This is a genomic window from Paraflavitalea sp. CAU 1676, assembly GCF_029223285.1.
GTDB lineage: Bacteria > Bacteroidota > Bacteroidia > Chitinophagales > Chitinophagaceae > Paraflavitalea.
On sequence record NZ_JARHUJ010000001.1, the window covers coordinates 1 to 26,755 of the forward strand.

The window sequence follows — 26,755 nt, forward strand, 5'->3', positions numbered from 1 at the left end:
GTCGAGTAGTACTAATTACCCGTACGCTTTAATTTTTTTAATCAATTTTGTAAGAACAACATTGTTAATATCTGTTGCTCTCATTTACAACTTCCCAATATGTAACTTATTGACTGGATATAATAGTCCGGTATTACCTTCTTATGGTGGTTATACCGAGGGTGTTCACCTCTTCCCATACCGAACAGAGTAGTTAAGCCCCTCATGGCCGATGGTACTGCACAACAATGCGGGAGAGTAGGTAGCTGCCATATTTATTGAGCCCTGTAGTAACCCTACAGGGCTTTTTTGTTGCTATACATCAACGAAAAAAGCGGCTCTCGCCGCTGTTCCTACATAGTTTCATACTGCCGTGAAAGGAGTGCGGGCTACAATAAATCTGATTCCTTTTTAATTGTACCCACCCGCAATCTCTCCTACGCCTCTACCTTCTTCTTACTTAAAAACTTCGCCCGGTTCTCCTGAAACTGCATAATGCTCATGTCATACACCAGGCTATCCCGGTGATTGCGGCGATATACAAAGTGAACCTTTGAAATATAGGGCTCCACGATCTTCACCTCATCGGCCTTGGCGGGTGATACCACCATCAATTGCAGGTGTAATTGCCGGCACAGGTCCATCAGGTAACGCGCCTTCTCTTCATCCTGCCGGCTAAATGCCTCATCCACACAAATAAAGCGGAACGATCGCGTTTCATAACCCTCACTATGAATACCAAACTGGTGCGCAATGGCGGAGCCAAGGATCGTATAGGTTAACTGAGCCTGCTCTCCCCCACTCAACTTCTCCGTACCGGTATAACTCCGGTGCACGGATTGCATATCGTCTGCCTTGATCTCCTTCGCAGTAAACTTGAGCCAGTTCCTCACATCAAGCACTTCGCGTCGCCAGTTTTCCTGCTTGGTCAGCTCATCGAGCAGGTTCTTGATCTTAACGAAACTATTCTCCAGAATGCTGTCATCCTGTGTGCGCTGGTATTCGGCCAGGTTGGGTTTCCAGTTGTTCAGTTGGTATTTGAAATCCTTGATCTGCTGGCTCAACTCTTCTTTCACATCGAGTTGTATAAATGTTTTCGGGTTCTGCCGATAGGTAATGGCCTTCAGTGCCTGGTTCAGCTTGGCAATATTATCCTTGATCTTGGCAGCCTCAGCATCTAACCCCTCCTTGAAACTACTCATGCGATTGATCATCTCCTCGTTGAGGTACTTCTTGAACCTTTGTTGCTGCTCCTTCAGTTCTTCCTGCTGTAGTTTGTTCAAGAGTACTACATACTCGGCAACAAATTCAGCACTATCGCTGAGGGTAAAAGTGCTGTTTTTCCAATCAGGGAACTGAGTATGCAAAGCAGCGTCATCAGGATTCTTGAACCGGCGCATCGCCTGCTCCAGTTTACGCGTGGTAACCTGTACATCCTCTACATACACTTTCGCTTTATTGCGGATAGAGTTGCGGATCTGGTTGCGTACCTTGTCCAGCACATCCAGATCGATCGTATAATCTATTTCCTCTTTTATATAGGCTTCGATCAGCGGAAGAAAGTCTTCCACATCGGAGCTGGCATAATTCCGCTTGATATCTTCTGACCGCTGTAAAGACAGGTTTCTTTCTTCGACTTTACTTTTTAGTACAGCTATTTTAGCCGCAAGGCCTTCGTTTTCACTCTTCAGTTGCTTCAACTCCTCGCGTAAGACCAGCTGCTGCTTGCGAAGCGCATCCATCGCCTTATTCCCCTTCTGCAGTTCCTGTAATTGCTTCTTGACCTGTTCGATCGTGGCACTGGTGCTTTTCCAATCAATGGATTCAAACTCCTTTACGTCCATGATCTGCCTGAGCGTACCCTGCTTTTGCTCGACCTCCCGGATCTGCAACTCCAGCTTCTTACTCTGTCGCTTACTCTCTTCGATCGTCTTTTCCAGTTCGGCCAGGTCTTTTACCAGCGATTTGATCTTGGCATGATTGTCCCACCCCAGCACATATTGCTGACGGCGCTTTGCATCAGGACTATCATTCTTTTCGTGCCGGTGCTTGTTCTTGGTAAGCCCCTGCATAGTGATGGCCTTGTCGTATTGCTGTAGCTGCTTGATGTTTTGCACAGCCGCATAATCGTACGACTGCAGCAATTGCTCATACACCCAATTGGCGTAAGGAGAATCTTCTTTGATCTCCAGTTTGTGCAGGATGCTTTCGCGATCGGCCTTCATCATGCGGCCAAGGCCTTCATCCTTATGGTAGTGGTGATAAACGATCCTGCCTTTGAGGTCATTCTCGTTGATAAAGCTGGTAGCCTGCTGATAATACCGGGTAGGTATGATCATGCGCAAAGCAAATCCGTGCAACAGGTTTTCCAGTGCAGGCTCCCATTTATTCTCTTCCGGTAATACCTGGATCAACTCCCCTATAAAAGGAATCTCGTCGGCGGTAGCGCCACAGTGTTCCAGGATCTCTGCCCTTATCTGCGCTACCCTGCCCGTAATATTGTTTTTCTGTTGACGCAGGGAAGATATCTCCCGGTCGAGTTGATCTAATTCACGCTGCTGCACAGCAACGACATCTTCAGCACCGTACAGTTTCCTGCGCGCAATGGCAAGATCATTGTCGAGCGTTGATTGCTGCTGGCCCGCTTTTTCGCGATAGCGTTCCAACTCCAGCTTAGAGGGGTTGACGCCATAGCCCGCAGCCCGCAACCATTCATTCGACGTATCGCTCCGTTCTGATTGTTGTGTCTTTTTGATCTCCAGCAGGCGGAGCTCCTTTTCCAGGTCCGCGATCTGCCTTCCGGTATCACTATTGCGGATATCACTGTCGACCTTTCTTTCACGCTCGTCGGTACCGGCTATATGATACTCCAACTCCTGCTTGGTCTTTTTGATCGTTACCAGTTGTTGGTTCGATTCTTCTATAAGGCCCGACAGCAACCCGCTTTCCAGCACAGCAAAATAATAGGGTTGGATCTGTTGCAGGTTTTCGTAGTATTCCGATTGCTTTTTAAGTTCCTGCTCCTTCTGATGGAGTGTTTGAACGGGAAGCAGCAGTTCTATTTGTCTTACCGTTTTTTCGATGGCAGTATGGGTATCGCTCAACATCTGAAACTGGTCTTTCAGGTTCAGAAATTCCGTTTCCATATCCGCCTCCTCGAGCATCTGGTTGCGAATGAAATCATCCAGACTACCCAGTATCTTTAAACTGATGGTCTGATTGAAGAGCATTTGGGCTTTCTCGCTCCGCATCCCGAAATAGTGCCGCACCTTTTGGCTGTATTCTTTGGGACCATCAAAAAACTCGATGAGGTCTTTGCTGCCCCGTTTTGGATACCGCTGGCGTAACACCTTCTTCCAGTTTCCCTGCGCATCGAAATGTTTAAAGTCTTCTTCGATACTCAGCTCGGCATGGGCGATGATAAAACTCTTCTTCAATTCTCCCGCACTATACCAGCGGCATTGGGCCAGGGTCACGAAGCGCTCCTCGCTCTTAAACGTTCCCACTAAGATCGAGTAGGTCTTTGTTTTATCATTCCGCAAGCGCTGGGCAGTTTGGATGCCTGTTTCACTGTCGGTGTCTTCGCCATATTCTCCCAGCACATAGCTCTCCTCACTCCGTTCATTCTTTGTTTTGCCCTCGGCGCTCTGGTTGAAGGAGCGCATCCTTCGCTCGGCGGCCAGCAAGGTGAGCATAGCATGCACGAATGTGGTCTTTCCACTACCATTGGCCCCGGTGAGTAAGCTGTTTTCGCTTTCCGGACTGATGGTATAGATCGCCCCATCGAAAGTACCCCAGTTGTACAATTGCATCTTATGCAACCGGAACCCCGCTTTGCCACTATCAGTACTAAACAGACTTAACATCTTCTTTCAATTGGTTTAAAAAATCGAGGCACACATCATTACTGAACCGTGCCTTGATAATACTGCGCACTTCAAACGTATCCTCATCCCTGTATTGCCCATCTGCTTCCGTCACTTTCACATAACCCAGTTCGAGTACCTGGTTGATATAACTGTCGAGGTCTTTCAACAGCTTGACCTTATTGCTCTTTTCTTTGAAGAAGGTTTCCAGCTCGGCGCGCAATTGTTTTCTCTTCAGGAAGAAACGTTTATTCTCTGTATTGCTGATCTCTGCATCATCGAACAGTTTACGCAACAGCACACAAAGCAGGCTCACTTCATAGGTTAGCGGACGCCGGCTGATGAGACCAATGGTGGTACCTCGGTCATCGAGCTCTAGCTGACGGATAAACGCGTAACCATCTTCTTTTTGTATCACGGTATCCAATCCCAACCCACCGAAATGTTGTGTGATCTCCACCTGGTATTTCAATACCTGGTTCCAGTATTCCTGGTCTTCACTGTACACCGGACCTCTCAACAATTGCACAATGGCTTTTGCATAAGGCAACAACGTCACACTCATTTATTGAAAATTATTTGTGGTAAGCGTAAATGTTTTTTCTGCAATACATCAAATAGAATGTCTTCTGTCATGTCCTCGTTCACTGCATGTTTATCGTATTGCTGTATCAGCGTGATATAAGCCAGCAATTCAGCCAGCCCTTTTTTCAATGGGTGGGCCTCTACCACCTGCTGCAGGCTCACCTGGCTCTTCTCTTTAAGCATAGACTGAATATTCTTTAGCAATAAGCCTTTGTCGATCATTTCATCGCCATAAAGTCCGTTCAATGCCTCAGCAGCATCGAGTTTGAAAGTGGCGGCCTTCGGTAAGGCGTCGAACTTGCTCTCCACCGGTTTTTCTCCCGGCTTCCTCTCCAGCGGCATCTTTATTTCGGGCTTGTCATCGACAGTTATGTAATGAGCGCGTTCGTTACCCGGCTTTTCAATACGCTGAATAGCCATCTGGAATATCTGCTGAAGGGTTTCTTTGAGCGCGCGGCGATCGGACTGTTCTTTCTCAGCTACAATACGGCTGAGTTTATAGCCCAGCAACTCGTTGGTGTCAAGCACTTTTTTCGCCGCATAATGCAGACGTGTTTTCAGCTTACGGAGGCTTTGGTGTTCCGTACTCACCTGGTGGGCTTCGAGTACCCGGTAAACTGCATCGGTAAGTTGATTCAGTTCCTCCTGCTTTTCGTCGTTCATCAAAAACATCCAGAAAGCATAAAAGCTCTTGCCCTGGTCATTATTGCGTAGTTCATCGAGTGCGTCGAAAGTGAGTTTCAGCAATTGCCCCTTGGTGAGCTTTGCATCGGCATGCTCGAGGCTGATCTGCCGGTAAATGTTCTTGAAATTATCTTCCACCTCTTTAAAATCGCCGGTAAGTTCATTATTCAATCGCACGATCTCCTCCCAACGGCTTTTCACCTGATAACCTTCGAAGGTTGCGGCGGTATTGCTGCGTTTGATCTCGTTGATCTGCCGTTGCAGTTCTCTTTTTTCCTTTTCCAGTTGAAGGATGCGCTCATCGGGGTTCTTGTTGCTATTGTTCACCAGCTCTTTCAACTTGTTGAAGAGATCCTCGAACTTGCTTTCGGTGCCTACGAAATCCCGCTCCTGCAGCAGGTCGTAGACCTGAAAAGCTTTAGAAGTATGCCGACTGAGCTGGTACATGACCTGCTTGGTGCTGTCGTCAATGAAATTGTGCAAATAGGCTTCGTCGGTCCAGCGGTTGATATGATTACGGGCCCTGTCTTCGTACGTGTAGCCGAGCTCACTAATGGCTGTTTCCTGGTCGGCATCGGTATATTCGATATCCTGCAGGTAATGGGCCAGGTATTGAATAAGGTCGGCCGCTGGTATGTAAATCCTATCGGAATCCCGGAAAGCTGTTTGTAAGAAGTTGAGAATCAATGAGGCGTTGCCCGTTCGCAACAATTTCAGCGTCACAGTATCCTTGATAAACTTCTGGTAGGTAAAAAACGGGTGCGTCATTCAGGAATTGGTGTAAAGACAAATCTAAGCATGTATTTGGCTCTGCAATCAGCCAGCAGCAAATGTGGATTTAATGCCTTGGGTGGTGGGGAAATAAACTTGTGAAATGGGATAACTGCTCAGCGGCAAAAACAACGGCTCTTGGGCCCCCTGGGCCTGATATTTATGCCGGAAATCCAAAAACTTATTCCCATGGCGAATACCGAGCATTTATCGAGCCAGCCAGTGGCTAAAGCATCGATGCTGATCCGCAAACCTGCCGCCGACCTATTTGAAGCATTTGTTGACCCGGACATTACCAGTAAGTTCTGGTTCACCCGTGCTTCCGACCGGCTCGATGCGGGACGGAATGTGACCTGGTACTGGGACCACTACGAGGTGAGCGCCGAGGTCGTTCCGCAAGCGCTGGACAAATATCGACAGATATCCTGGAGCTGGCCGGCACAGGGAGGTATCAACACCAATGTGGTGATCATGCTTTCGCCCCGCGGAGAGCAGGCCACGTTTATGACCATCGAAGAGAAGGGATGGGATGCAGCTACCGAAAAGATCAACGAAATACTGGTAGGGCAAACCGAAGGCTGGTCGTTTGTGCTGGCGGGTCTCAAAGCCTGGCTGGAGCATGGCATACAACTCAACCTGGTGGCGGATCATAATCCCAAAGCGATGTAGAACACTAAAGCCATTGTTAAGGCACCTTCTGCATGTCATTATTAGATAAGCATGAAAAAGGTAACCTGTACAAACAGACTAATTGAGTGAATAAAGGCAAGTTTGGTTTGCATTTTACCGATAATGTGACTATTTTGACTGCCAGCCAGTACTTTTTTGACCAGCACCCTTTTCCCTTTTATGTTGAAGAATTTTACCCTGCCGTCCCTGTTGTTAACAACCCTACTTTGTAATGCACAGACGCCCGATATCCTGCAGCAGCGATGCCTCGGTGGCTCAGGAGCAGAGGGCAATTCTAATTCGATCAGGGCACAAGTCACCAAGGACAGCGGTTATATCATCCTCACCAGTACCCAGTCTATCGATGGGGATGTTTTTGGCTTACATCCAGCCAAAGACCCGGTATGGTCCCAAGATATATGGGTAGTAAAGCTCAATAAATACGGGGGTATTCAGTGGCAGAAATGCCTTGGGGGAAGTGGTCCTGACATTGCCTATGCTATTGATACCGCAGACGGCAATAACTATTTTGTTACCGGCTTTACCCAATCGACCGATGGCGATATTGGCGTTGCACGTGCGTGGACGGGTGATGCCTGGGTCGCCAAGTTGGGGAGTACCGGCAATATTATCTGGAAAAATTGTATTGGCGGAAGTCGGGGGGATGAGCCCAGGGCCATAAGGTCTACTCCCGATGGAGGTTGTATTATGGCGGGGCGTACCTATTCTAATGATGGAGATGTGAGCGGTAACCATAATGATGATGCCAATATTTCCGATGCATGGGCTGTGAAGTTGAGCGCCAATGGTACGATCGAGTGGAGTAAATGTTATGGCAGCAAGGCAAACGATATTTTTAGAGATGTTCTCGTAACCAAAGATGGCAATTACCTGTTGGCAGGAAGTACTTATGGTAGAGATGGAGATGTATCAGGTAATCACTCCGATGTCTTTACGATTGAAGTATCGGACGGTTGGGCGGTAAAGGTTGATCGATCAGGGAAGATCATCTGGGCTAATTGTTATGGTGGTAACTATATGGACGGGATTGCCAAAGTAAAGCACGCTGCGGATGGTGGTTATGTTTTTGCCGGCAATTCCCAGTCTACGAGCAGCGAACAGGTAATGGGCAGCCATGGTAACAATTTCGGCTCCGATGCATGGTTGTTGAAGACCAATGCCGAAGGCGGTTTTCAGTGGGGACGGTGCTATGGTGGTATATGGGAAGAACGGGCCGTGTCTGTTGCCGTGGGGCCCGCTGGATATTGGTTTGTTGGCGATTGCCAAATGAGCCATGGCGATGTGCAGGGACCCAATAATGAGGGCTGGTTCAATATCTGGCTTGGCCAGGTATCGCTCGATGGCAAACTTGTATAGCAGCGTAAGTTGGGAGGCGCTAAAGATGACAATGCCGGCGATGTACTTACTTCGTCTGACGGCTATCCGATAGTTGTAGGGATCACCAATTCTGAAGATGGGGATATCAAGAAATTGCATAAAAGCATTTTCAATACCCATGATGTCTGGTGGGCCAAAATCTCCAGTATCAACTCCATTCAACTGAACGGGTTTGGCGACATTAATAGCAATAATGTAAAAGACCCGGGCGAACCATTCTTTGTGCATTACAATGCCGAGGTATACCGCAATAATATATTAGTTGAGGCTTCGGCTGCTGAACGCGACACGCTTAAACTCATCGTTGACACGGGTAAGCTCAATATAGTGCCTTTGGTGCACAACAATTATTACAAAGCCACACCAGCCAGCATCCCTGTACACTTTTCAAATTACTTCAATATCCTGAAGGCCGATGTTGCATTCAAACCTGCAGGTAGTTTCAACGACCTAACTGTCAAAATAATACCGGTTACCGGAAGACGGAGGGGAGGTATGGCCAACCAATACCGGGTGCTATATGAAAATGTAGGTACCAACACGATCAATGCACCGCAATTGAAACTGGTAAAAGACGCACGGATGAATTTTGTACTGGCCTCTGCAAACCCGTCTACAGTTATGCAGGATACCTTACTTTTCAACATCAACGCTGTGCCACCGCTCACACAAGGTTTTATCGATGTAACGCTCAGGAACTCCACAACACTATTGATCAACGATACCGTGTCGATCATCGCTTCCATACTACCGGTTGCTACCGATGCAACGGCGGCCGACAATGTTTTCGAGTTGCGGGAAGTGATCGTCGGGTCATATGATCCAAATGATAAAATGGAAGCGCATGGGGGCCATGTAACGCGTAGCCAGGTCGCCAATGGAGAATACCTGAACTATACCATCCGTTTTCAGAATACCGGCAACGATACGGCCTACCTGGTGACGATCAGGGACACCCTTTCATCCAAATATGAGGTGGGTTCTCTAAAGATGATCGCAGCCAGCCATCGATATGAATTTGAATTGAAAAATAACATTTGTACCTGGACCTTCAACGACATCAACCTTGTCGACAGCCTGCACAATGAGCCGGGTAGCCATGGGTTCTTATCTTTCCGGATTAAAGTGAAAGGTAGCACCCCGCAGAAAGACACGATTAAAAATACGGCCGCCATTTACTTCGACTACAATCCGCCAGTTATAACCAACACCCACCAAACTGTCGTAAGGGAGAATATGATTACGGGAATTGAGCCGATCACGGCGGCCCAGGGCTTGAAAATATTTCCCAATCCTGTTACGGAAGACTGGTTTATGGTACAATCTTCGGCTCCTTTACAGGGAAATGTTTTTGTAGAGCTGTATAATAGTGCAGGGGCCTTGGTGCAAAAGCAGTTTGTAGGCAGAAGTCCCCGGGCGTTCGCAAAACAACTTAGTATAAAGGACCTGCCCTGTGGCCAGTACCTGGTGATCGTTCGCACGGATAACAGGAGTTATTTTCATAAACTCCTTAAAATCAAGTAGAACTGTAGCGTTTCGACTACCTACAAGAGCAGCTTCACGTATTCCCACACGTTGTTGGCAACGATCTGGTGGCCGCGGGGCGTTGGATGTATACCATCGGCCTGGTTGAGTTCGGGAACACCGCCAACACCTTCCAGCAGGAAGGGGATCAAAGGAACATTGTTCTTATCGGAGAGAGATTTGAAGATGGCGCGGAACTCGCCTGCATAACGGCTGCCCATGTTGGGGGGCACCTGCATACCAGCCAGCAGGATCTTTGCTGCGGGATATTTTGCCTTAACCCGGTCAATGATCTCCTGAAGATTCTTGCCCGTTTCAACAACAGGTATACCCCGTAATCCATCATTACCGCCCAGCTCCAACACAAATACATCCACCGGCTGCTGTAACAACCAGTCGATGCGGCCCTTGCCACCAGCCGTTGTTTCGCCGCTAAGCCCGGCATTCACGACTTTATAGGGAAGAGCGAGTGAATCGATCTTACCCTGTATTACTGCCGGAAATGCTTCCGACGGAGCCACACCATAACCAGCCGTGAGACTATTGCCAAAAAACACAATATGTTTGGTCGAATCGGTCTTTGCCGGTGTATCGGATTGTGCGGTGGTGCTGTCGGCCGATTGCTGGCCGCTTTCCTTGTTGGCCGGCTTGTCTTTACAACCGGCAAAGGCCAGCATGGCTACGATACCGCTCATCAACCCTAATTTCAACATATACACTTTTGGCGTTTGATTTATGATCCCGTTAAACATGTGGCGTCTTTTTATGTTCGTTTATTGATGTATTTTCAGTAACAATAAATGCTGTGCCCGATATACATCGTTTTTTCCATCTAACCGGCACGTCTACTTAAACAAACTTATGGAGTCTATTCTGAATATCCGGAATTTAAGCAAAACTTACCAGGGAGGCGGACATACACTGCACGTTTTGAACGACATCAACTTTGCGGTGGAAGCAGGTGCTACCCTATCGATCGTGGGTCCCTCTGGCAGCGGCAAAACCACCTTGCTGGGCCTCTGCGCCGGTCTCGACCGTGCCAGCAATGGCGTGGTGGAACTGAACAATATCCGCCTCAATGACCTCAGTGAGGATGAACGTGCCCAGGTGCGCAACCGCTATGTGGGGTTCATATTTCAGAACTTCCAGTTGCTGCCTACCCTCACGGCATTGGAAAATGTGATGGTGCCATTGGAATTGAGGGGTGAAAAGAATATCCGCCCGCGGGCCATGGAGCTGCTCGACAAAGTGGGTCTGGCCGACCGGGTACACCACTACCCCATGCAGCTCTCCGGGGGTGAACAACAGCGTGTATCGCTGGCGCGCGCCTTCTCGAACAAACCCCGCATACTGTTTGCCGATGAGCCTACCGGTAACCTCGATGCGGAGACCAGCGACCGGGTAGTGAAATTGCTGTTCGACCTCAACAAAGAGGCTGGTACTACACTAATCATTGTTACGCACAACCTGGAGTTGGCTGCACTCACCAACCGGGTTATAAAGATCAAAGGCGGTCACCTCATTAGCGACGAGCGCAATAATTGAGCGTGTTGAAGCGCGTGGCGGCTTAGTATTATTTGATCCCATCTCTCTTTACCATTACCTAATTACATTTCATTCTTCATGGACCGGGAAAGGTTTGTATATAAAAAGAGGCTCAACATACCCTGGCTGTTTTTAATGGCCTGGCGCGACAGTCGCCGCAATCGCTCGCGGTTGTTCCTGTTCGTATCGTCGATCGTGTTGGGTATTGCGGCGCTGGTTGCCACGTTCTCATTGGGTGATAACGTGCGCAAGGACATCGACCAGCAGGCACAAACGCTGGTGGGCGCCGACCTCGTGATAGAAAGCAATAAGCCTGTAGGACAAAAGATAAGGCCCATGCTGGATTCGCTGGGAGATCAGCGGTCGGAGGAGCGCACATTCGCGTCCATGATCTATTTCAGGAAAGGCGGCGGTACGAGGTTGATCCAGGTACGTGCGCTGCAAGGCGGCTTCCCATACTATGGTTCGTTGGAAACGACGCCTGCCCCGGCAGGCCGGCAGTTCCGCCTGCATCAGGAGGCGCTGGTCGATAAAACCCTCATGCTGCAATTCAATGCGCAGGTAGGCGATTCTATCCAGATCGGCGATGTAGCTTTTGCCATTGCCGGCGTACTGAATAAAGCGCCCGGCCGCACGGGCTTGTCAACGACCGTGGCTCCGCCGGTATACATTCCGCTTAAATATCTCGAAGAGACAGGTCTGGTGCAAAAGGGAAGCCGGGTGGCAGTGAACTTCTATTACAAGTTCAAACCGTCTACCGCAATTGATAAAGTGGTGGAGTCCATCGAGCCCCGGCTGCAAAAAGCAGGGTTGGATTATGACACGGTAGAAGAACGCAAAAGGAATACGGGTCGCTCGTTCGAAGATGTCAATGAGTTTTTAACGCTGATCAGTTTTATCGCCTTGTTGCTGGGTTGTATCGGTGTAGCCAGCGCCATCCATATTTACATCCGCGAAAAGATCAGCAGCATCGCCATCCTTCGCTGCCTGGGCGTTAATTCCGGACAGGCATTCCTGATCTACCTGATCCAGATCGTAGGCATCGGGATCGTTGGATCCATCCTCGGAGCCGTGTTGGGAACTATCATACAGCAGGTATTGCCGGCCGTCATCAAAGACTTCCTGCCCATCGAGATCAATGCCGGAATATCCTGGCCTTCGATCTTTAAAGGGATAGCATTGGGAGCGGTGATCGCGGCACTCTTTGGATTGCTGCCTTTACTGTCTGTACGTAAAGTATCTCCCTTGTTTACCTTAAGGCTGTCGCTGGAGCCGGTACGGTCCTTCGCCGATCCGTTCAAATGGCTGGTATATACTTTGATCCTAGGATTTATTGTGCTGTTTACCTGGTGGCAGGTGCACAGTTGGACGCAGGCTATCGTGTTTACCGTCAGCATACTCACAGCCTTCCTGATATTGGCTGGCATTGCACGCCTGTTGATGTGGCTCGTGCGCCGCTTCTTCCCCGCCTCCTGGAGTTACTTATGGCGACAGGGATTTGCCAACCTCTACCGGCCCAACAACCAAACGATCATCCTCATCACTACCATTGGCCTCGGTGCGCTTTTCATCAGCACCCTGTACTTTATACAAAGCATGTTGATCAGCCGGGTGAGCCTTACGGGCAGCGGTAATCAGCCCAATATGGTGCTGTTCGATATTCAGAATACACAGAAGGATTCTGTAGCAGCGCTTACCCGACAGTATCAATTGCCAATACTGCAGCAGGTGCCCATCGTAACGATGCGCATCGAATCGATCAACGGCAAAACGGCTGCTGATGTAAAGAATGATACTACCTCGCGCATTTCTGAAAGAGCTTTTGAGTGGGAGTTCAGGGTTACTTATCGCGATTCGCTCACCGATTCGGAAAAGCTGACAGCTGGTAAATTATCAGGACCTGTAAAATACCCGGGTGCAATAGTGCCCATTTCGATGGAAGAAGAATATGCGCGGAGGATCAATGTGCGCATGGGCGACAGCATCACCTTCAATGTACAAGGAGCACTGGTGTCTACGGTGGTTAACAGTATGCGAAAAGTTGATTGGCAGCGCGTGCAAACCAATTTTCGCGTGGTGTTTCCGCCGGGTGTGTTGGAGCTTGCCCCACAGTTCCATGTATTGATCACGCGTGTGCCATCGCCCGAAGTATCGGCGAAGTTTCAGCAGGCCGTGGTGCGCGAATATCCCAATATCTCGATCATCGACCTGCACCTGATCCTGAAAGTGCTGGACGATGTGCTGAGCCAGATTGGTTTTGTGATCCGGTTCATGGCAGGCTTCAGTATTGTGACCGGATTGATCGTGTTGATTGCATCAGTTCTCATCAGTAAGTATCAACGTATGCAGGAGAGTGTGCTCTTGCGCACGCTAGGCGCCAGCCGCCGGCAGATACTGGCCATCACTGCCCTGGAGTATTTCTTTCTTGGCGCACTGGCAGCAGCTACCGGCATCCTGTTGTCTTTAGCAGGTAGCTGGGCGCTCGCGAAGTATAGTTTTAAAACACCTTTTTCGCCCGACTGGTGGCCGATAGGGGTATTGTTTGTCGCTATATCAGGACTCACTATTTTGATCGGTATTTTCAACAGCCGCAGCGTAGTGAACAGACCGCCGCTGGAAGTATTGAGAAGAGAAGTGTAAGAACGTGGATGGCAATGGATTGGCTTATTCGATGGTATATCTTCCGAACAATTAACAGCGTATCGCGTTATTAATTAATAAACCGCCAGTGATAGGTCCTTCCAATTTTACCAAATGGTTCAGGACTTTTGAAGGAATAGCTCCTTTGCAGTAGAGGAGTCAAGTGATCAGCGAAGGAGTGAACGCGTTTGTGGCGTATTGAAATTGTTTATCGTCGGCTAATTAGATAAAAAGAAACAAATGGAGCCCCCTGTGGCTCCATTTGTTGTTATGGGCAATACCTGTGTGCACGATTTATATAGAGAGTGAAGAGCCTGGTATTAAAGTGTTAAAGCAGGCATGACCTGTTGGCGGACTGGTTGCATGCCTATATGGTTTACCATAGTATACCGCCCCTGATCGATCCTCCCGGACCTTGCTATTGTTATTACGTTGATCTTTGCATCATTCAATTCAAACAGTATGGAATTAGGTATTTGCACTTTCGTGGATAATATGCCCGATCCGGTGACGGGCAAAATGATCAGTGGTCACCAACGTATGCAGCACCTGTTGGATGAGATAGAGCTCACCGAACAGGTGGGGCTTGATGTTTTCGCGATCGGCGAACACCACCGGGTGGAATACCTTGTTTCATCGCCGGCGGTGGTGCTGGCTGCTGCGGCGGCCCGCACCAAACGCATCAAGCTCTCGAGCGGCGTAACGGTGCTGAGTTCCGATGATCCGGTTCGTGTGTTCCAGGACTTTGCTACGGTAGACCTGCTCTCGGGTGGCCGCGCAGAGATCATGGCTGGCCGCGGCTCGTTCATCGAGTCATTCCCACTGTTTGGGCACGACCTGCAGGACTATGACGAGCTTTTTAGTGAGAAGCTGGAGTTGCTGTTGAAGCTGAATGAACAGGAAAGAGTGACCTGGAAAGGAAAACACCGGGCATCTATCAACAACCTCGGCGTATACCCACGCCCGCATCAACAAAAACTACCCATCTGGATCGCTGTAGGCGGCACACCCGAATCAGTAGTGCGCGCCGGCAAGCTCGGTTTGCCGTTGACCCTCGCGATCATTGGGGGCGAACCGCACCGTTTTGCACCGCTCATTCAATTGTATAGAAATACCTATCTCCAATCGGGCCATGCTGCAGAGAACCTGCAGATAGGCATCAACTCCCATCTGTTCATAGCCGATGAGTCGCAAAAAGCCGCCGACCTCTTCTTTCCTCCTTATGCCGAGATCATGGGCCGCATTGGCCGCGAACGGGGCTGGGGGCCAATGAGCCGACAGCAGTTTGAAGCCATGCGTACGAAACGTGGTTCCTTGCTCGTAGGTAGTCCGCAGGAGATCATCGACAAGATCCTTTATGAATATGAGCTCTTCCAAAATACCCGCTTCCTCGCGCAAATGAGCGTAGGCTCACTGCCGCACAAGGAAATGATGAGGTCTATCGAGCTATTTGGTACAGAGGTAGCACCCGTAGTGCGCAAGGCTGTTCAACAACAACCGGCTTAAAAGGATTGCCCGGGCGTTTGCAAGGCTATACAACAGCTGTCGGCGATTGCCTTCGGCGCACCCGAAACTGTTTAACAACACCCGGCATAAAAGCATTGCTCCGGTCGTAGCCAAGGCTATTCAATGACAAGCGGGATAAAGCCTTCCACAAGCATCGGGCACAAGTATGCAGGCGGTCATCTCCCTGTACCGGTACTTGCCCCCCCGGTGCCGCCTTCGACCACAGAAGCTGGCCAGTCAGCTATGTCGTCGGCTTTTTCGGCTATGGAAGTGATTTAGCTAAAAGACCCTTGTTGTAGTTTAATGGCTAAACTAATCAGCCATGTTACAAGTTATTCAAACACTCGATCAGCGTAAGCAGCAGCTACGCCAATGTGCTCTCCTAAAAATGATCGGTAATCAATCACTTGCTCCTGAATCGCGCCTGAGCTTTACCCCTGCTATGCTGTTCTTCGTAATGGGGTTCAAAGACATCCTTCATATTATGAAAGATGAGAAGAGCACCGATCCCATGCAATTGAGCGTCAACGTTCATTGCGACGAAGACTCTTACCACTGGCAATGGTACCTGAAAGATCTCGAACGCATCAGTCAGGGCCAAAAGTTCCTTAGTCAGAAAGGGACCGATATGTTTAGTCAGGTATGGTCGGACGATGAGTTCGGCGCCCGGCAAGTGGTATACGATACCATTCACCTGGCCCGCACTTTCTCCCTTCCTTTCTACAAACTGATCATTATAGAATCGCTGGAGGCAACCTTTGAATGTTTCAATGAACCGGTATTTGAGCTGGTACATACATTGGGCCGTCAGGACGAGCTGGAATATTTTGGTGTTCTTCATGCCCATGCAGAAGCCGACCATGCTATGGAGAAGACTGATGCAGCGCAGGAGAGTGAAGCCTACAATAAACATGAGCCTTCCAAACATGAAACGGAAAACGCCGTATTCATCATCAATAAGATCTTCGACCTGTTTGAACAGACTTTTGAGCGATGGTACCTGGCCAGCGAGGCCGTTGGAGGGCGGGTGGCCAAAACAGCAATCGCCAGATAGGATAAGACCGCTCGGACGGGCGACAATGGCGGGTACCGCTTGTCTGGGGCGACAACCGTTCGGACAGTGGGGCCGTTTGGACCAACAATATTGTATCGAAGAATTGCCAGGAACCGGGCATTATATCACCTGGTCTTCCTCCAAAAGAAGCGGGTGCATCCTATTTTGAGGCACCCGCTTTGTTGTTTTATTGGATAGATTTGCTGCGCTGGCTTGGTAACGCATTACAGCAAGCCGGATCAACATATCATGAAACAATTGCTCATCTGTCTTTCGTTGCTGGCCACCCAGGTGCAGGTGGCTTTGGCTAATAATGATAGTCTATTGACCGAGCTGGACAATACCATCCGGCTTACGGCCAGCTTCGACGCGGCAAGGATCAAAGAGATCGACCAGATGCGGCAATCGCTGGGTGCTGCCGGACAGGCACCCGCTGAGGTGTTCGCCCGCCACGAAAAGATCTATGAGGCCTATAAGATATTCAACTACGACTCTGCCTACAGCTATGCCATGAAGTTGGTTCGCATAGCCGCAGACATGAACGATGCCGGCTACCGGGTGGCCGCCACCATGAAGCTTAGCTTTATCCTGCTGTCGACCGGATTGTACAAGGAAACGCACGATTCGTTGGCTTCTCTCTCCCGCCAGGTTATTCCCGACAGCCTGAAGGGTGACTATTATGCCTTGTGGGGACGCTATTACTATGATCTGGCCGGATATGCCAATGACAAATATCATTCAGTTGACTACGACGTTCACGGCAATCATTTCCTCGATTCGGCCCTGGCCTGGTATCAGCCGGGTTCGTTCGAGCATGACTATTATTATGGACTGAAGTATTTTAAGCAGAGTGATCGTGCCGAGGCTGCCCGCTTTCTGGGACAATTAATGGCACGCCCCGATCTTACCCAGCATCAACTGGCTTTGACGGCGTCTACCCTTAGCGCTGTTTACCAGCAAATTGGCGATATCGACCAGTCTATCGACCTGCTCGTGCGGGCTACCGTAGCCGATATCAAGTCTTCGACCAAGGAAACTGTGGCCATCTTTCACCTGGCGGAGTTGCTGTATAAAAAAGGAGATCTGCGGCACGCCGCCCTATGTATCGAAAGCGCTATTGCGAATGCCGCGTTTTATGGCGCCCGGCAACGAAAAGTGCAGGTTAGCTCTATCCTTCCGTTGATCGAAAGTGAAAGGATCAATGGAATGGAAAAGCAAAGGAGTCTCCTGATCAGGTATGCTACCGTAGTTACCCTGCTGGTGCTGGCGCTGGTCGTGCTCACCTGGATCATCCTGCGCCAGGTAAAAAAGCTGAAGCAGACCCAGGAAGCGCTTCGGGCGGCCAATGTTGCCCAGCAAGCCATCAACCAGCAGCTCCAGGAATCGAACCGGCAGCTGGCGGAGGTGAATGAAAAACTAGAAGAAGCCAATAAGATCAAAGAAGAATATATCGGCTACTTCTTTAATATGGACTCCGAGTTCTACAGTAAGATCGATAAGATCAAGACTACCATCGAGCAGAAGCTGCAGGATAAGCGATATGAAGACATCCGGTTTTTCCTTAATAAGATCGATGCCAGAAAGGAAAAGAACGAGTTGCTGTTGAGTTTCGATAAGATCTTCCTGAAACTATTTCCTCATTTTGTACAGGAGGTCAATACCCTGCTACGGCCCGAAGAAAAGATCGTACTGCGGGATGGCGAGCTGCTGAATACCGACCTCCGCATTTTTGCCCTGATGCGGATGGGCGTGGCCGACCCGGAAAAGATCGCCAGCATTCTCGAGTACTCCGTAAAGACCATATATAGTTATAAGTCGCGGGTTAAAAATAAGGCCCTGGTACCTGGAGATGAGTTCGAGGAGCGGATCATGCAGTTCAAGACCCTTTAAGTGAGTACTGCGATTGGCGGAAATCTTGCCTTTCGATAGCTGGGTTTTCCGGTCTTTTACGACCCCCCGGCTTCACGTGCCGTATAAATATTTTTGCCCCGCCCAGGCCCTCAAGATCTCCCTTTAGCACACCTCTCAATAAGGCCAATTTGCGTCGGAAGCCCCCTGAAAGTCTTCCATTTCTGCCCCGATTAAGGTCTGAAATCATTCTATGGTAAATTTATTTAATGCTTTGCAAGCGATTGCTTGTTAGGTATTTATATTTTCGCTACCCGACATTTTCCCTCCTTTTATTTCCATTAGGCTTCCAAAAATTGGCCTTGCTTTTCCCCCATCGTTCCTTTATCTCCTCATTTTTCACCAACCCCATCGATTGCGAAATGCCCGTTATGAAAAAAGCGTTTCTATTCAGTGCTATCCTTGTAGCCTCGCTGGCCGTCCTGGGCCAGGACCAGGTGACCCCTGTAGGCGATGTCCGGAAAGTAACTTTCGCCGCCAACCAGCTCGACCTTACAACCGCCAATGCCTACGTGCGTATCCAGGCTTATGGTGCAGCCATTATCCGGGTGCGGATCAGCAATCGGCCCTTTCAACCAGACTTTTCCTACGCTGTGATCGCTGAGGCTGGTAAACCCGCATTGACCCGAAATGAAAAGGGGGAAACAGCTGGCGAGATCAACCTGCAAACCGACTCCATCAAAGTAAGGATCCGGAAGGCTCCATTCGCCATCAGTTTTTATACGCCCGATGGTCAGCTGATCAACCAGGATGAACCGGGGCTGGGAACCTCCTGGATCGGCACGGAGGTTACGACCTATAAACATATGCAGGACGGTGAGCGATTCATCGGCCTGGGAGAAAAGACCGGTAACCTGGACCGTAAAGGCAATGCCTACACCAATTGGAACTCGGATGTGTTTGGTTACAGCGTATCACAGGACCCATTGTACTCCACGATTCCCTTCTATATCGGCATCCACCACGGATTGCAATATGGTATCTTCTTCGACAACAGCTTTCAATCCGATTTCAATTTCGGAGCAAGCAATAACCGTTTCTCTTCCTTTGGCGCCCGCGGTGGTGAAATGAACTACTATTTCATGTACCAGCCTTCCGTGGCAGGTATTATCCGCAGCTATACCCAGCTTACCGGTCGCATGACGATGCCGCCCCTCTGGAGCCTGGGGTATCAACAAAACCGGTACAGCTATTATCCGGACACAGAAGTGTATCGTATTGCCCAGACCTTACGGGAGAAGAAGATCCCGGCAGACGGCATTACGCTGGACATTCATTATATGGATGCCTACAAACTATTTACCTGGAACAAAGAACGCTTTCCCGATCCAAAAGGCATGATCGACAGCTTGCACCGGATGGGATTGAATACCACGCTCATCGTTGATCCGGGTATTAAAGTAGAAAAGGATTATCCCGCTTATGAAAGCGGCCTGCGCGAAAACATCTTCCTTAAGTACACCGATGGCCTGCCCTATACAGGCGAAGTGTGGCCCGGCTGGTGCCATTTTCCCGATTTCACCAGCGAGAAAGGACGTAACTGGTGGAAGGGACAGGTGACCAATTATACCAATGTTGGTGTTAATGGCATTTGGAACGATATGAATGAGATCGCTACCTGGGGACAGAAGATGCCGGGCAATGTGCTTTTTGATTATGACGGTCACCCCACTACCCACCTGAAAGGTCATAATGTATTTGGTTTGCAGATGGCGCGATCAAGCTATGAAGCGGCGCGACAGGCATTGCAGAAAAGACCGTTCATTTTAACACGCGCCGGTTATGCCGGTCTGCAGCGGTACACAGCGCTTTGGACGGGCGACAACCGTGCGGAAGATGATCATATGCTCACCGGCGTTCGTCTGTTGACCAGCCTGGGCCTGAGTGGTGTTCCATTTACCGGGATGGATGTGGGTGGCTTCACTGGCAATCCTACAGTAGGCCTTTACACCCGATGGATGCAGCTGGGCGCTTTTATTCCTTATTTCAGAAATCATACCCAACTCAATACCAAATCGGCCGAACCCTGGTCTTTCGGAGAAGACGTACTGGCCACATCGCGCAATTATATCAACCTGCGATATCGTTTGCTGCCTTATCTGTATTCGGTGTTTCAGCAGGCCACGCAAGAGGGCATGCCGGTGGTGCGTTCGCTGGCGATCGACTATACGCACGATGCTCGTATCTATAACCCAGCTTATCAGAATCAGTTCCTGTTCGGTCCCGGCTTTCTCGTAATGCCGGAGGAAAGTGTGCAGCAGTTTGCCAAGGTGTACCTGCCCGCGGGCGAATGGTATGATCTCTACAACGATGTACAGGAGCAGGGTGCTCAGGAAAAGCTGATCGAGCTATCTGCTGTAACACTGCCTGTATATGTAAGAGGTGGCAGTATCATACCAATGCAGTCGTTGATACAAAACACGACCGAGAAGCCCACGGATACATTGACATTGCAGGTGTATAAAGGGAGTAAGGACAGTCGCTTCGTGTATTATGAAGATGACGGAGCGAGCTATCAGTATGAGCAAGGGGATTATTACAAACGCAGTATGTCTTTTGATGCAGTTGTTAAGACCATTACCCTTGACGCACCCACCGGTAACCGGGCCTCGCAGTTCAAATACATCAGGATAGCATTACATGGTTTTGCGGAGAACAACCTGCAGGTGAATGGGCGTGCTGTATCGACAACGGACCTGTTGTTCTCTTATCTCAACCCAAAACCGCTGGCAGGCGAACCCAACAGTTTTACCGTGAAAAGCCTTGTGCTGGAAAACAGCGCGGATAAGATCGTGATAAAGTATTAAGCTCCGGCAAGTGGCTACGAGCCGCAAAGGCTTGTTGCCACTGATTGCTCAGCGATAAAGGAACATTCTTTCTAACATAAAACGTAAGGCTCTGGTCAACTTCGATCAATTCAACTTGTCATTATGAAACAATTCCGCCATTTGAATTTGTGGTTGCTACTATGCACCTGCTGCCTCACCCTCCTGGAGGCAAAGGCCCAGCAACCGGCCATGCAGGTTTCCGGTTCGGTGAAAAATGAAAGGGGTGAACCCCTCTCTGCGGTTTCGGTAAAAGTATCGGGCGCAGACAGAGGCACCGTCACCGACGGCAAAGGAAACTTCTCGCTTTCTGTGCCTGCCAGTTCTCTGCTGGTATTCTCTTATGTGGGCTACGATACCTTACAGGTAACAGCCCGCGAGCGCATCGATGTAGCGCTTAAGCCATCGGCCAATGCGCTGAATGATGTGGTCGTGATTGGTTATGGTACACAGCGTCGCAAGGAAGTAACTGGTTCTGTAGCTACGGTTACTGCCAAAGACTTTCAACAAGGCAGCATTACCACCCCCGAGCAATTGATTGCGGGAAAGGTGGCCGGTGTGTCGGTTACCTCCAATGGAGGATCGCCGGGTGCGGGTAGTGTGATCCGTATTCGTGGCGGGGCTTCGCTCAATGCGAGTAATGATCCGCTCATTGTCGTTGACGGCGTTCCTTTAAGCGGCAACAATATTTATGGTGCGTCCAATTCGCTGAGCCTGATCAATCCGAATGATATTGCCTCCTTTACCGTGTTGAAGGATGCGGCGGCAACGGCGATCTATGGTTCGCGTGCCTCGAATGGGGTGATCATTATCACGACGAAGAAGGGCACCGGTGGCCAACTTGCTTTTGCATTCAATACACAGGTTTCGGTATCAAAGGTTGCCAAAAAGATGGACGTACAATCGGCAGCGGAGTTTCGCAAGTATGTGGACTCGCTGGGCGGCGGTACCTTCGACAATATTCATTCTTACAAATCACTGATGGGTAGTGCCAGCACCGACTGGCAGGATGAAATATTCCAGACGGCCATCAGCACCGATAATAACCTGAGTGTTTCGGGAGCAGTCAACAAGATACCTTATCGTATATCGCTGGGCTATCTCGATCAGCAAGGTCTCCTGCGTACGGATCATTTGCAAAGGATGTCGGGTGGCATTAGCCTGAGCCCGCGGTTCCTGAACGATCACCTGAAGGTGGATATCAACCTGAAGGGGGCTTACAACAAAACCCGCTTTGCCAATAATGCAGCGATCAGCTCGGCGGTGTACTTCGATCCTACCCAACCGGTGCATGCTACATCTCCTTATGGCAATTATTACGAATGGGCTTCTGTGGATCCGGTTTCGGGTGCTATAACGCTTAACAAACTGGCACCCCGTAACCCGGTTGCATTGCTCAACCTGTACAACAATACCAGCCATGTGTACCGCAGCTATGGCAATGTTCAGTTTGACTATAAATTTCATGGATTGCCCGAGCTGCATGCCAACCTGAACCTGGGGTATGATATTGCAAAAGGTGATGGTGAAACCAATGTGCCGGCGTATGCAGCGCAGAACTTTCTCGATGGTGGACAGCGCAACAAATACTCCAACAGGATCAATAACAAGGTAGGCGAGTTTTACCTCAACTATACCAAAGACCTGAAGGAGATCAACAGCAATTTCAATGCAACAGCGGGGTATGGTTACTACAATAACCTATCTACCAATGACAACTACCCGGGTATCCGGGCCAATGGAGATACCATTCCCGGATCGAAGCCGATATTCCCGCTGGATAAACCGGAGAACACCCTGATCTCTTACTACGGCCGTTTGATCTATACGTTCGATGGTAAGTATATCCTGGCTGCCTCTATCCGTACGGATGGTTCCTCCCGCTTTGCGCCAGACGTACGTTGGGGTACATTCCCTTCGGTAGCGTTTACCTGGCAGGCGAGCCGGGAAGCTTTCCTGCAAAATGTGCGGGCCCTATCCGACCTCAAGTTGCGACTGAGCTATGGCGTCACCGGTAACCAGGATGGTATTTATAATTATCCCTACCAGGCGATCTATTCATTGAGTGGCAACGGTTCGGCGGTACAGTTTGGCAACAACTGGTATTATATGGGAACACCTGCTGCTTATGACGCCGGTATCAAATGGGAGCAAACGGCTACCTACAATGCTGGTATCGATTATGGTTTCCTCAACAACCGTATCAATGGTAGCCTCGATTTCTATTTCAAGAAAACGAAGGACCTGCTCAATACCATCCCTATTCCTGCCGGTTCTAATTTCAGCAGTACCATTCTTACCAATGTCGGTAATGTCGAGAACAAAGGCGTGGAGCTGGCCATCAATGCCGGCGTGATCAGGAACAGCCGCCTCAGCTGGGATGTGAGTTTCAATGCAGCCTACAACGAAAACAAGATCACCAACCTGACTGCTACGAAAGACTCTACTTATCCCGGAACACTCACCGGCAATGGTCAGATACAGATCAATACGGTAGGATACCAGGCTAACTCGTTCTATGTGTATCATCAGCAATACCTCAACGGCAGGCCGGTAGAAGGGGTGTATGTAGACATTAATAAAGATGGCGTCATCAACCAAAAAGACCTGTATCGGTACAAGTCGCCTTTCCCCAAGGTTACCCTGGGCTTCTCTACCCAGCTTACGTATGGCAAATGGGCGCTCAATACGGTGCTGCGTGCGAACATTGGTAATTATATGTACCATGGTATTGCAACCGGTGCTATCCGCGCAAATATCCTGAACCCACTTGGTTACCTGGCCAACAGTATGAGCGATGTGTACAATACAGGTTTTGTGAATGGGCAAAACCAGTCGGACTACTATATTCAGAACGCTTCTTTCCTGAAGATGGATAACCTGGGGCTGGCTTACAATGTGGGCAGGCTTATGCACGACAAGGTGGGCTTGCGCCTCACCGCCAATTGTCAGAACGTATTCACCATCACCAAATACAAGGGACTCGATCCGGAAATATATGGTGGCATTGATAATGCGATCTATCCCCGCCCGCGCATTTTGGTGGTGGGAGCCAGTCTTCAATTTTAGTGATCTTAAAAGCATGCGTACAATGAAAAAGTATTTCTCTCTACATACAACCGTTTTGCTGGCCGTGACGATATTGTTGTCGGCCTGTCATAAAGACCTCGATCTGCAACCGCTTAATGCGAACACGTCAGAAAAGCAATACAGCAACCTGGCTGGTTACAAGCAGGTGCTGGCTAAAGTGTATGGCTCCTACTCGCTGGTGAGCAGCAACGGCGTGGGTGTTTCTGATGTGAACATAGCCGGCATTACCGATGCTGGTACTACCGATTTCCTGCGCTCCTGGTGGAACCTGCAGGAGCTTACTACCGATGAGGCGATCTGTGCCTGGAACGATGCCATCCTGCTTAGCTTCCACAACCTCAACTGGACGAGCAGCAACGTGTTTGTGAATGCGGCTTATGCGCGCAGTTTGTTTCAGATTACCGTGTGCAATGAGTTTATCCGGGAATCGGCCGACGAGAAGCTTACCGCGAGGGGCTTCAAGGAAAGTGATGCCAATACGATCCGGCAGTTCAGGGCAGAGGCACGTTTTCTGCGGGCTTTTCAATACTGGGTGTTGATCGATCTTTTTGGCAATCCCCCTTTTGTAACAGAGGCAGACCCTATCGGTAAGTATATCCCCAAGCAGATCAAACGGGCAGACCTGTTTGCTTATATAGAGTCGGAGTTGAAGGCCATTGAGAATGACCTGGCTGCTCCCAGGCAAAATGAATATGCAAGGGCCGACCGCGGTGCGGCCTGGGCTTTACTGGCCAGGCTTTACCTCAATGCAAAAGTGTATACCGGTAACGACCGGTCCACGGATGCCATCACCTACGCCAGTAAGGTGATCGAGAGCGGCTATGCGCTCAAGAGCAATTACAAAACGCTCTTCATGAGCGATAATGATAAGAACAATACTGAGGTGATTTTGCCGATTGCCTTTGATGCTACCAATAGTCAGAATTATGGAGGCACTACTTTCCTGATCTGTTCAGCGCATGGCACGAACCCTGCGGATAACCAGGCCTTTGGTATTCCGAGTGGTGGCTGGCTGGGTAACCGCAGCACCAAGAACCTGCCATTGGCATTTGGCGATTACAGCGGCAATGCCGATAAAAGGGCTTTGTTTGGCCCTGGCAATCTCGAGGTAAATGATGTAGTGGTATTCAATGACGGATTGGGGGTGTACAAATTCAACAATATAACTTCTGCCGGAACGATCCCTCCATCTCCCAACGGCGTATTGTGCAGTGTAGATTTCCCCTTGTTCCGCCTGGCGGAAATGTATTTGGTATATGCCGAGTCGGTATTGCGTGGTGGCACGGGTGGCACCCAGGCTAAAGCCCTGGAATATTTCAACGCCTTGCGCACAAGAGGTTATGGTAATAACAGTGGTAATGTAAGTGCGATCACCCTGGCCGATGTGCTCAATGAACGCAGCCGCGAGTTGTACTGGGAGGGTTTCCGCAGAACGGACCTCATCCGTTATGGACAATTTACCAGCAGCAGTTACCTGTGGCCCTGGAAGGGTGGCGTGAAGGGCGGCGCCGGTGTAGACGCCCATTTTGCTTTGTTCCCCATACCGGCCGCTGAAACCATTGCCAATCCCAACCTGGTACAGAACCCGAATTATTGATCTTAAAACACGATTGTATGCGATCTATAGTCAATTATCTTTTTATAACAGCTTTTACCTTGCTGCTGTTTGCCTGCCAAAAGGATGAAGAGGTGTACTCCCTCAAGGCTGGCAGTTTCGGCAATACAGCGCTCACTGCTTCTGCAAGTTCCGTTGTGCTGACTGCTGCTGCCGAGAATGATACCGCCATAAAGTATAAATGGTCACCCGCCGATTTTGGTGAGCAGCCGGTGGTGAGTTACGTGTTGCAGCTTGGGCGTATTGCTGATACGGCCAATAACTGGGCTGCGGCCAAATCATTTACCATAGATGTCAATACACTGCAATACAGTTTCATTACCAAAGACCTTAACAACCTGCTCAATGGTATGGGCCTTGCACCAGGGGTGGCTACACCCATTGCTGTGCGGGTTCGGGCGAATGTAAACCAGTACAATGGTGCTGCGTCTACGGTATCGCCGGTGTACACCAATACCGTTACGCAACAGGTTACCTCTTATGGGCTTGATTTGTACGTGCCGGGTGATTACCAGGGATGGAACCCCGGTGCTGCTTCTAAACTGGCTCCGGTACCTGGCCGCGCTGGTTTGTATGAAGGATATGTGTACATGCCGGGTACAGGTGTGCAATATTTTAAATACACCAATGCACCCGACTGGAACCACACCAATTACGGCGATGGCGGTAATGGCACTTTCAATACCGATGGTGCGGCTGGCGGTCTTTCGGTGCCGGATGGGGGGTATTATTACCTCACTGCGAACCTCAATACCAATACCTGGACTGCCACCAAAACAAGTTGGGGCATATTGGGTGATGCATCTCCCGGTGGTTGGAATACCGATACCCAATTGAGCTTTGATGATGCCACCAAGGTGTGGAAGGTGACCGCCAATATGATCAAGAACGGTTCATTCAAGTTCAGGGCCAATAATGGCTGGGCGCTTGACTTTGGCATCGATGGTGCGGGCAAGCTGCAATATGCCGATAACCCCTTCCTGGGTTATACGGCGGGCCTCAATAACCTGTCTGTGCCCGAAGACGGCAGTTATACAATTACCCTCGACCTGCATGTGGCTGGCAAATACACCTACATCCTGCAAAAAAATTAATG

The 26,755-nt window shown here is 49.6% G+C and carries 16 protein-coding genes and 1 rRNA gene; 13 read left to right on the top strand and 4 right to left on the bottom strand.

The window, feature by feature from the left end:
- The first annotated feature begins 142 nt into the window (after positions 1–142).
- A 5S ribosomal RNA gene (gene rrf / locus P2H89_RS00005) occupies positions 143–254 on the top strand.
- Positions 255–416: 162 nt separating this feature from the next.
- On the opposite strand, the gene P2H89_RS00010 is transcribed toward rrf, so the two are convergent.
- The 3 genes from P2H89_RS00010 to P2H89_RS00020 are packed head-to-tail and all read right to left on the bottom strand — an operon-like array spanning position 417 to position 5,882.
- Entirely contained in the window at positions 417–3,845 is a 3,429-nt protein-coding gene (locus P2H89_RS00010) for an SbcC/MukB-like Walker B domain-containing protein (protein ID WP_275824405.1), read from the bottom strand.
- Positions 3,829–4,410 carry a DUF4194 domain-containing protein gene (locus tag P2H89_RS00015; RefSeq protein WP_275824406.1) on the bottom strand — a complete coding sequence of 194 codons (582 nt, stop codon included), beginning with the start codon at positions 4,408–4,410 and terminating at the stop codon, positions 3,829–3,831. The genes P2H89_RS00010 and P2H89_RS00015 overlap by 17 nt, the downstream gene beginning before the upstream one ends.
- Positions 4,407–5,882, bottom strand: coding sequence for a DUF3375 domain-containing protein (locus P2H89_RS00020; RefSeq protein ID WP_275824407.1), 1,476 nt, complete (start codon positions 5,880–5,882; stop codon positions 4,407–4,409). Before P2H89_RS00020 ends, P2H89_RS00015 begins: the two co-directional genes overlap by 4 nt.
- A gap of 192 nt (positions 5,883–6,074) precedes the next feature.
- Between P2H89_RS00020 and P2H89_RS00025 the strand changes: the two genes are divergently transcribed.
- The 3 genes from P2H89_RS00025 (at position 6,075) to P2H89_RS00035 (ending at position 9,476) form a co-directional block, all read left to right on the top strand.
- On the top strand, positions 6,075–6,554 hold the full coding sequence (locus tag P2H89_RS00025) for an SRPBCC domain-containing protein (RefSeq protein ID WP_275824408.1): 480 nt from the start codon (positions 6,075–6,077) through the stop codon (positions 6,552–6,554).
- A gap of 180 nt (positions 6,555–6,734) precedes the next feature.
- The gene (locus tag P2H89_RS00030; protein WP_275824409.1) at positions 6,735–7,931 is read left to right on the top strand and encodes a hypothetical protein; all 1,197 of its coding nucleotides are present in this window, start codon (positions 6,735–6,737) and stop codon (positions 7,929–7,931) included.
- Positions 7,932–7,940: 9 nt separating this feature from the next.
- Positions 7,941–9,476, top strand: a complete 1,536-nt coding sequence (locus P2H89_RS00035; RefSeq protein WP_275824410.1) for a T9SS type A sorting domain-containing protein — start codon at positions 7,941–7,943, stop codon at positions 9,474–9,476.
- A 20-nt stretch (positions 9,477–9,496) separates the two neighbouring features.
- Here P2H89_RS00035 and P2H89_RS00040 read toward each other — a convergent pair whose 3' ends face one another.
- Complete coding sequence (locus P2H89_RS00040; protein WP_275824411.1) at positions 9,497–10,228, bottom strand: arylesterase; 732 nt, start codon at positions 10,226–10,228, stop codon at positions 9,497–9,499.
- Positions 10,229–10,337: 109 nt separating this feature from the next.
- Between P2H89_RS00040 and P2H89_RS00045 the strand changes: the two genes are divergently transcribed.
- From P2H89_RS00045 to P2H89_RS00085, 9 genes are all read left to right on the top strand, one after another.
- Complete coding sequence (locus P2H89_RS00045; protein ID WP_275824412.1) at positions 10,338–11,021, top strand: ABC transporter ATP-binding protein; 684 nt, start codon at positions 10,338–10,340, stop codon at positions 11,019–11,021.
- Between the two features lie 78 nt (positions 11,022–11,099).
- A complete protein-coding gene (locus P2H89_RS00050) occupies positions 11,100–13,661 on the top strand; it encodes an FtsX-like permease family protein (RefSeq protein WP_275824413.1) in 2,562 nt (853 codons plus the stop codon).
- A gap of 462 nt (positions 13,662–14,123) precedes the next feature.
- Complete coding sequence (locus P2H89_RS00055) at positions 14,124–15,167, top strand: LLM class flavin-dependent oxidoreductase (RefSeq protein WP_275824414.1); 1,044 nt, start codon at positions 14,124–14,126, stop codon at positions 15,165–15,167.
- 322 nt (positions 15,168–15,489) lie between these two features.
- Positions 15,490–16,221 (top strand): hypothetical protein, encoded by a 732-nt coding sequence (locus P2H89_RS00060; protein WP_275824415.1) that lies wholly within the window; start codon positions 15,490–15,492, stop codon positions 16,219–16,221.
- 249 nt (positions 16,222–16,470) lie between these two features.
- Positions 16,471–18,111: a DUF6377 domain-containing protein gene (locus tag P2H89_RS00065; RefSeq protein ID WP_275824416.1), complete on the top strand. Its 1,641-nt coding sequence runs from the start codon at positions 16,471–16,473 to the stop codon at positions 18,109–18,111.
- Between the two features lie 389 nt (positions 18,112–18,500).
- On the top strand, positions 18,501–20,936 hold the full coding sequence (locus P2H89_RS00070; protein WP_275824417.1) for a glycoside hydrolase family 31 protein: 2,436 nt from the start codon (positions 18,501–18,503) through the stop codon (positions 20,934–20,936).
- A 123-nt stretch (positions 20,937–21,059) separates the two neighbouring features.
- Entirely contained in the window at positions 21,060–24,023 is a 2,964-nt protein-coding gene (locus P2H89_RS00075) for a TonB-dependent receptor (protein WP_275824418.1), read from the top strand.
- Positions 24,024–24,045: 22 nt separating this feature from the next.
- Complete coding sequence (locus tag P2H89_RS00080) at positions 24,046–25,641, top strand: RagB/SusD family nutrient uptake outer membrane protein (protein ID WP_275824419.1); 1,596 nt, start codon at positions 24,046–24,048, stop codon at positions 25,639–25,641.
- 17 nt (positions 25,642–25,658) lie between these two features.
- Complete coding sequence (locus P2H89_RS00085; RefSeq protein ID WP_275824420.1) at positions 25,659–26,753, top strand: SusE domain-containing protein; 1,095 nt, start codon at positions 25,659–25,661, stop codon at positions 26,751–26,753.
- The last annotated feature ends 2 nt before the right edge of the window (positions 26,754–26,755 follow it).

What these genes read in the sequence shown, in the direction of transcription:
- P2H89_RS00030 (WP_275824409.1), top strand. Translation starts at nt 6,735, where the DNA reads ATGTTGAAGAATTTTACCCTGCCGTCCCTGTTGTTAACAACCCTACTT.
- P2H89_RS00085 (WP_275824420.1), top strand. Translation starts at nt 25,659, where the DNA reads ATGCGATCTATAGTCAATTATCTTTTTATAACAGCTTTTACCTTGCTG.
- P2H89_RS00075 (WP_275824418.1), top strand. Translation starts at nt 21,060, where the DNA reads ATGAAACAATTCCGCCATTTGAATTTGTGGTTGCTACTATGCACCTGC.
- P2H89_RS00080 (WP_275824419.1), top strand. Translation starts at nt 24,046, where the DNA reads ATGAAAAAGTATTTCTCTCTACATACAACCGTTTTGCTGGCCGTGACG.
- P2H89_RS00060 (WP_275824415.1), top strand. Translation starts at nt 15,490, where the DNA reads ATGTTACAAGTTATTCAAACACTCGATCAGCGTAAGCAGCAGCTACGC.
- P2H89_RS00065 (WP_275824416.1), top strand. Translation starts at nt 16,471, where the DNA reads ATGAAACAATTGCTCATCTGTCTTTCGTTGCTGGCCACCCAGGTGCAG.
- P2H89_RS00020 (WP_275824407.1), bottom strand. Translation starts at nt 5,882, where the DNA reads ATGACGCACCCGTTTTTTACCTACCAGAAGTTTATCAAGGATACTGTG.
- P2H89_RS00070 (WP_275824417.1), top strand. Translation starts at nt 18,501, where the DNA reads ATGAAAAAAGCGTTTCTATTCAGTGCTATCCTTGTAGCCTCGCTGGCC.
- P2H89_RS00010 (WP_275824405.1), bottom strand. Translation starts at nt 3,845, where the DNA reads ATGTTAAGTCTGTTTAGTACTGATAGTGGCAAAGCGGGGTTCCGGTTG.
- P2H89_RS00015 (WP_275824406.1), bottom strand. Translation starts at nt 4,410, where the DNA reads ATGAGTGTGACGTTGTTGCCTTATGCAAAAGCCATTGTGCAATTGTTG.
- P2H89_RS00055 (WP_275824414.1), top strand. Translation starts at nt 14,124, where the DNA reads ATGGAATTAGGTATTTGCACTTTCGTGGATAATATGCCCGATCCGGTG.
- P2H89_RS00025 (WP_275824408.1), top strand. Translation starts at nt 6,075, where the DNA reads ATGGCGAATACCGAGCATTTATCGAGCCAGCCAGTGGCTAAAGCATCG.
- P2H89_RS00040 (WP_275824411.1), bottom strand. Translation starts at nt 10,228, where the DNA reads ATGTTTAACGGGATCATAAATCAAACGCCAAAAGTGTATATGTTGAAA.
- P2H89_RS00045 (WP_275824412.1), top strand. Translation starts at nt 10,338, where the DNA reads ATGGAGTCTATTCTGAATATCCGGAATTTAAGCAAAACTTACCAGGGA.
- P2H89_RS00050 (WP_275824413.1), top strand. Translation starts at nt 11,100, where the DNA reads ATGGACCGGGAAAGGTTTGTATATAAAAAGAGGCTCAACATACCCTGG.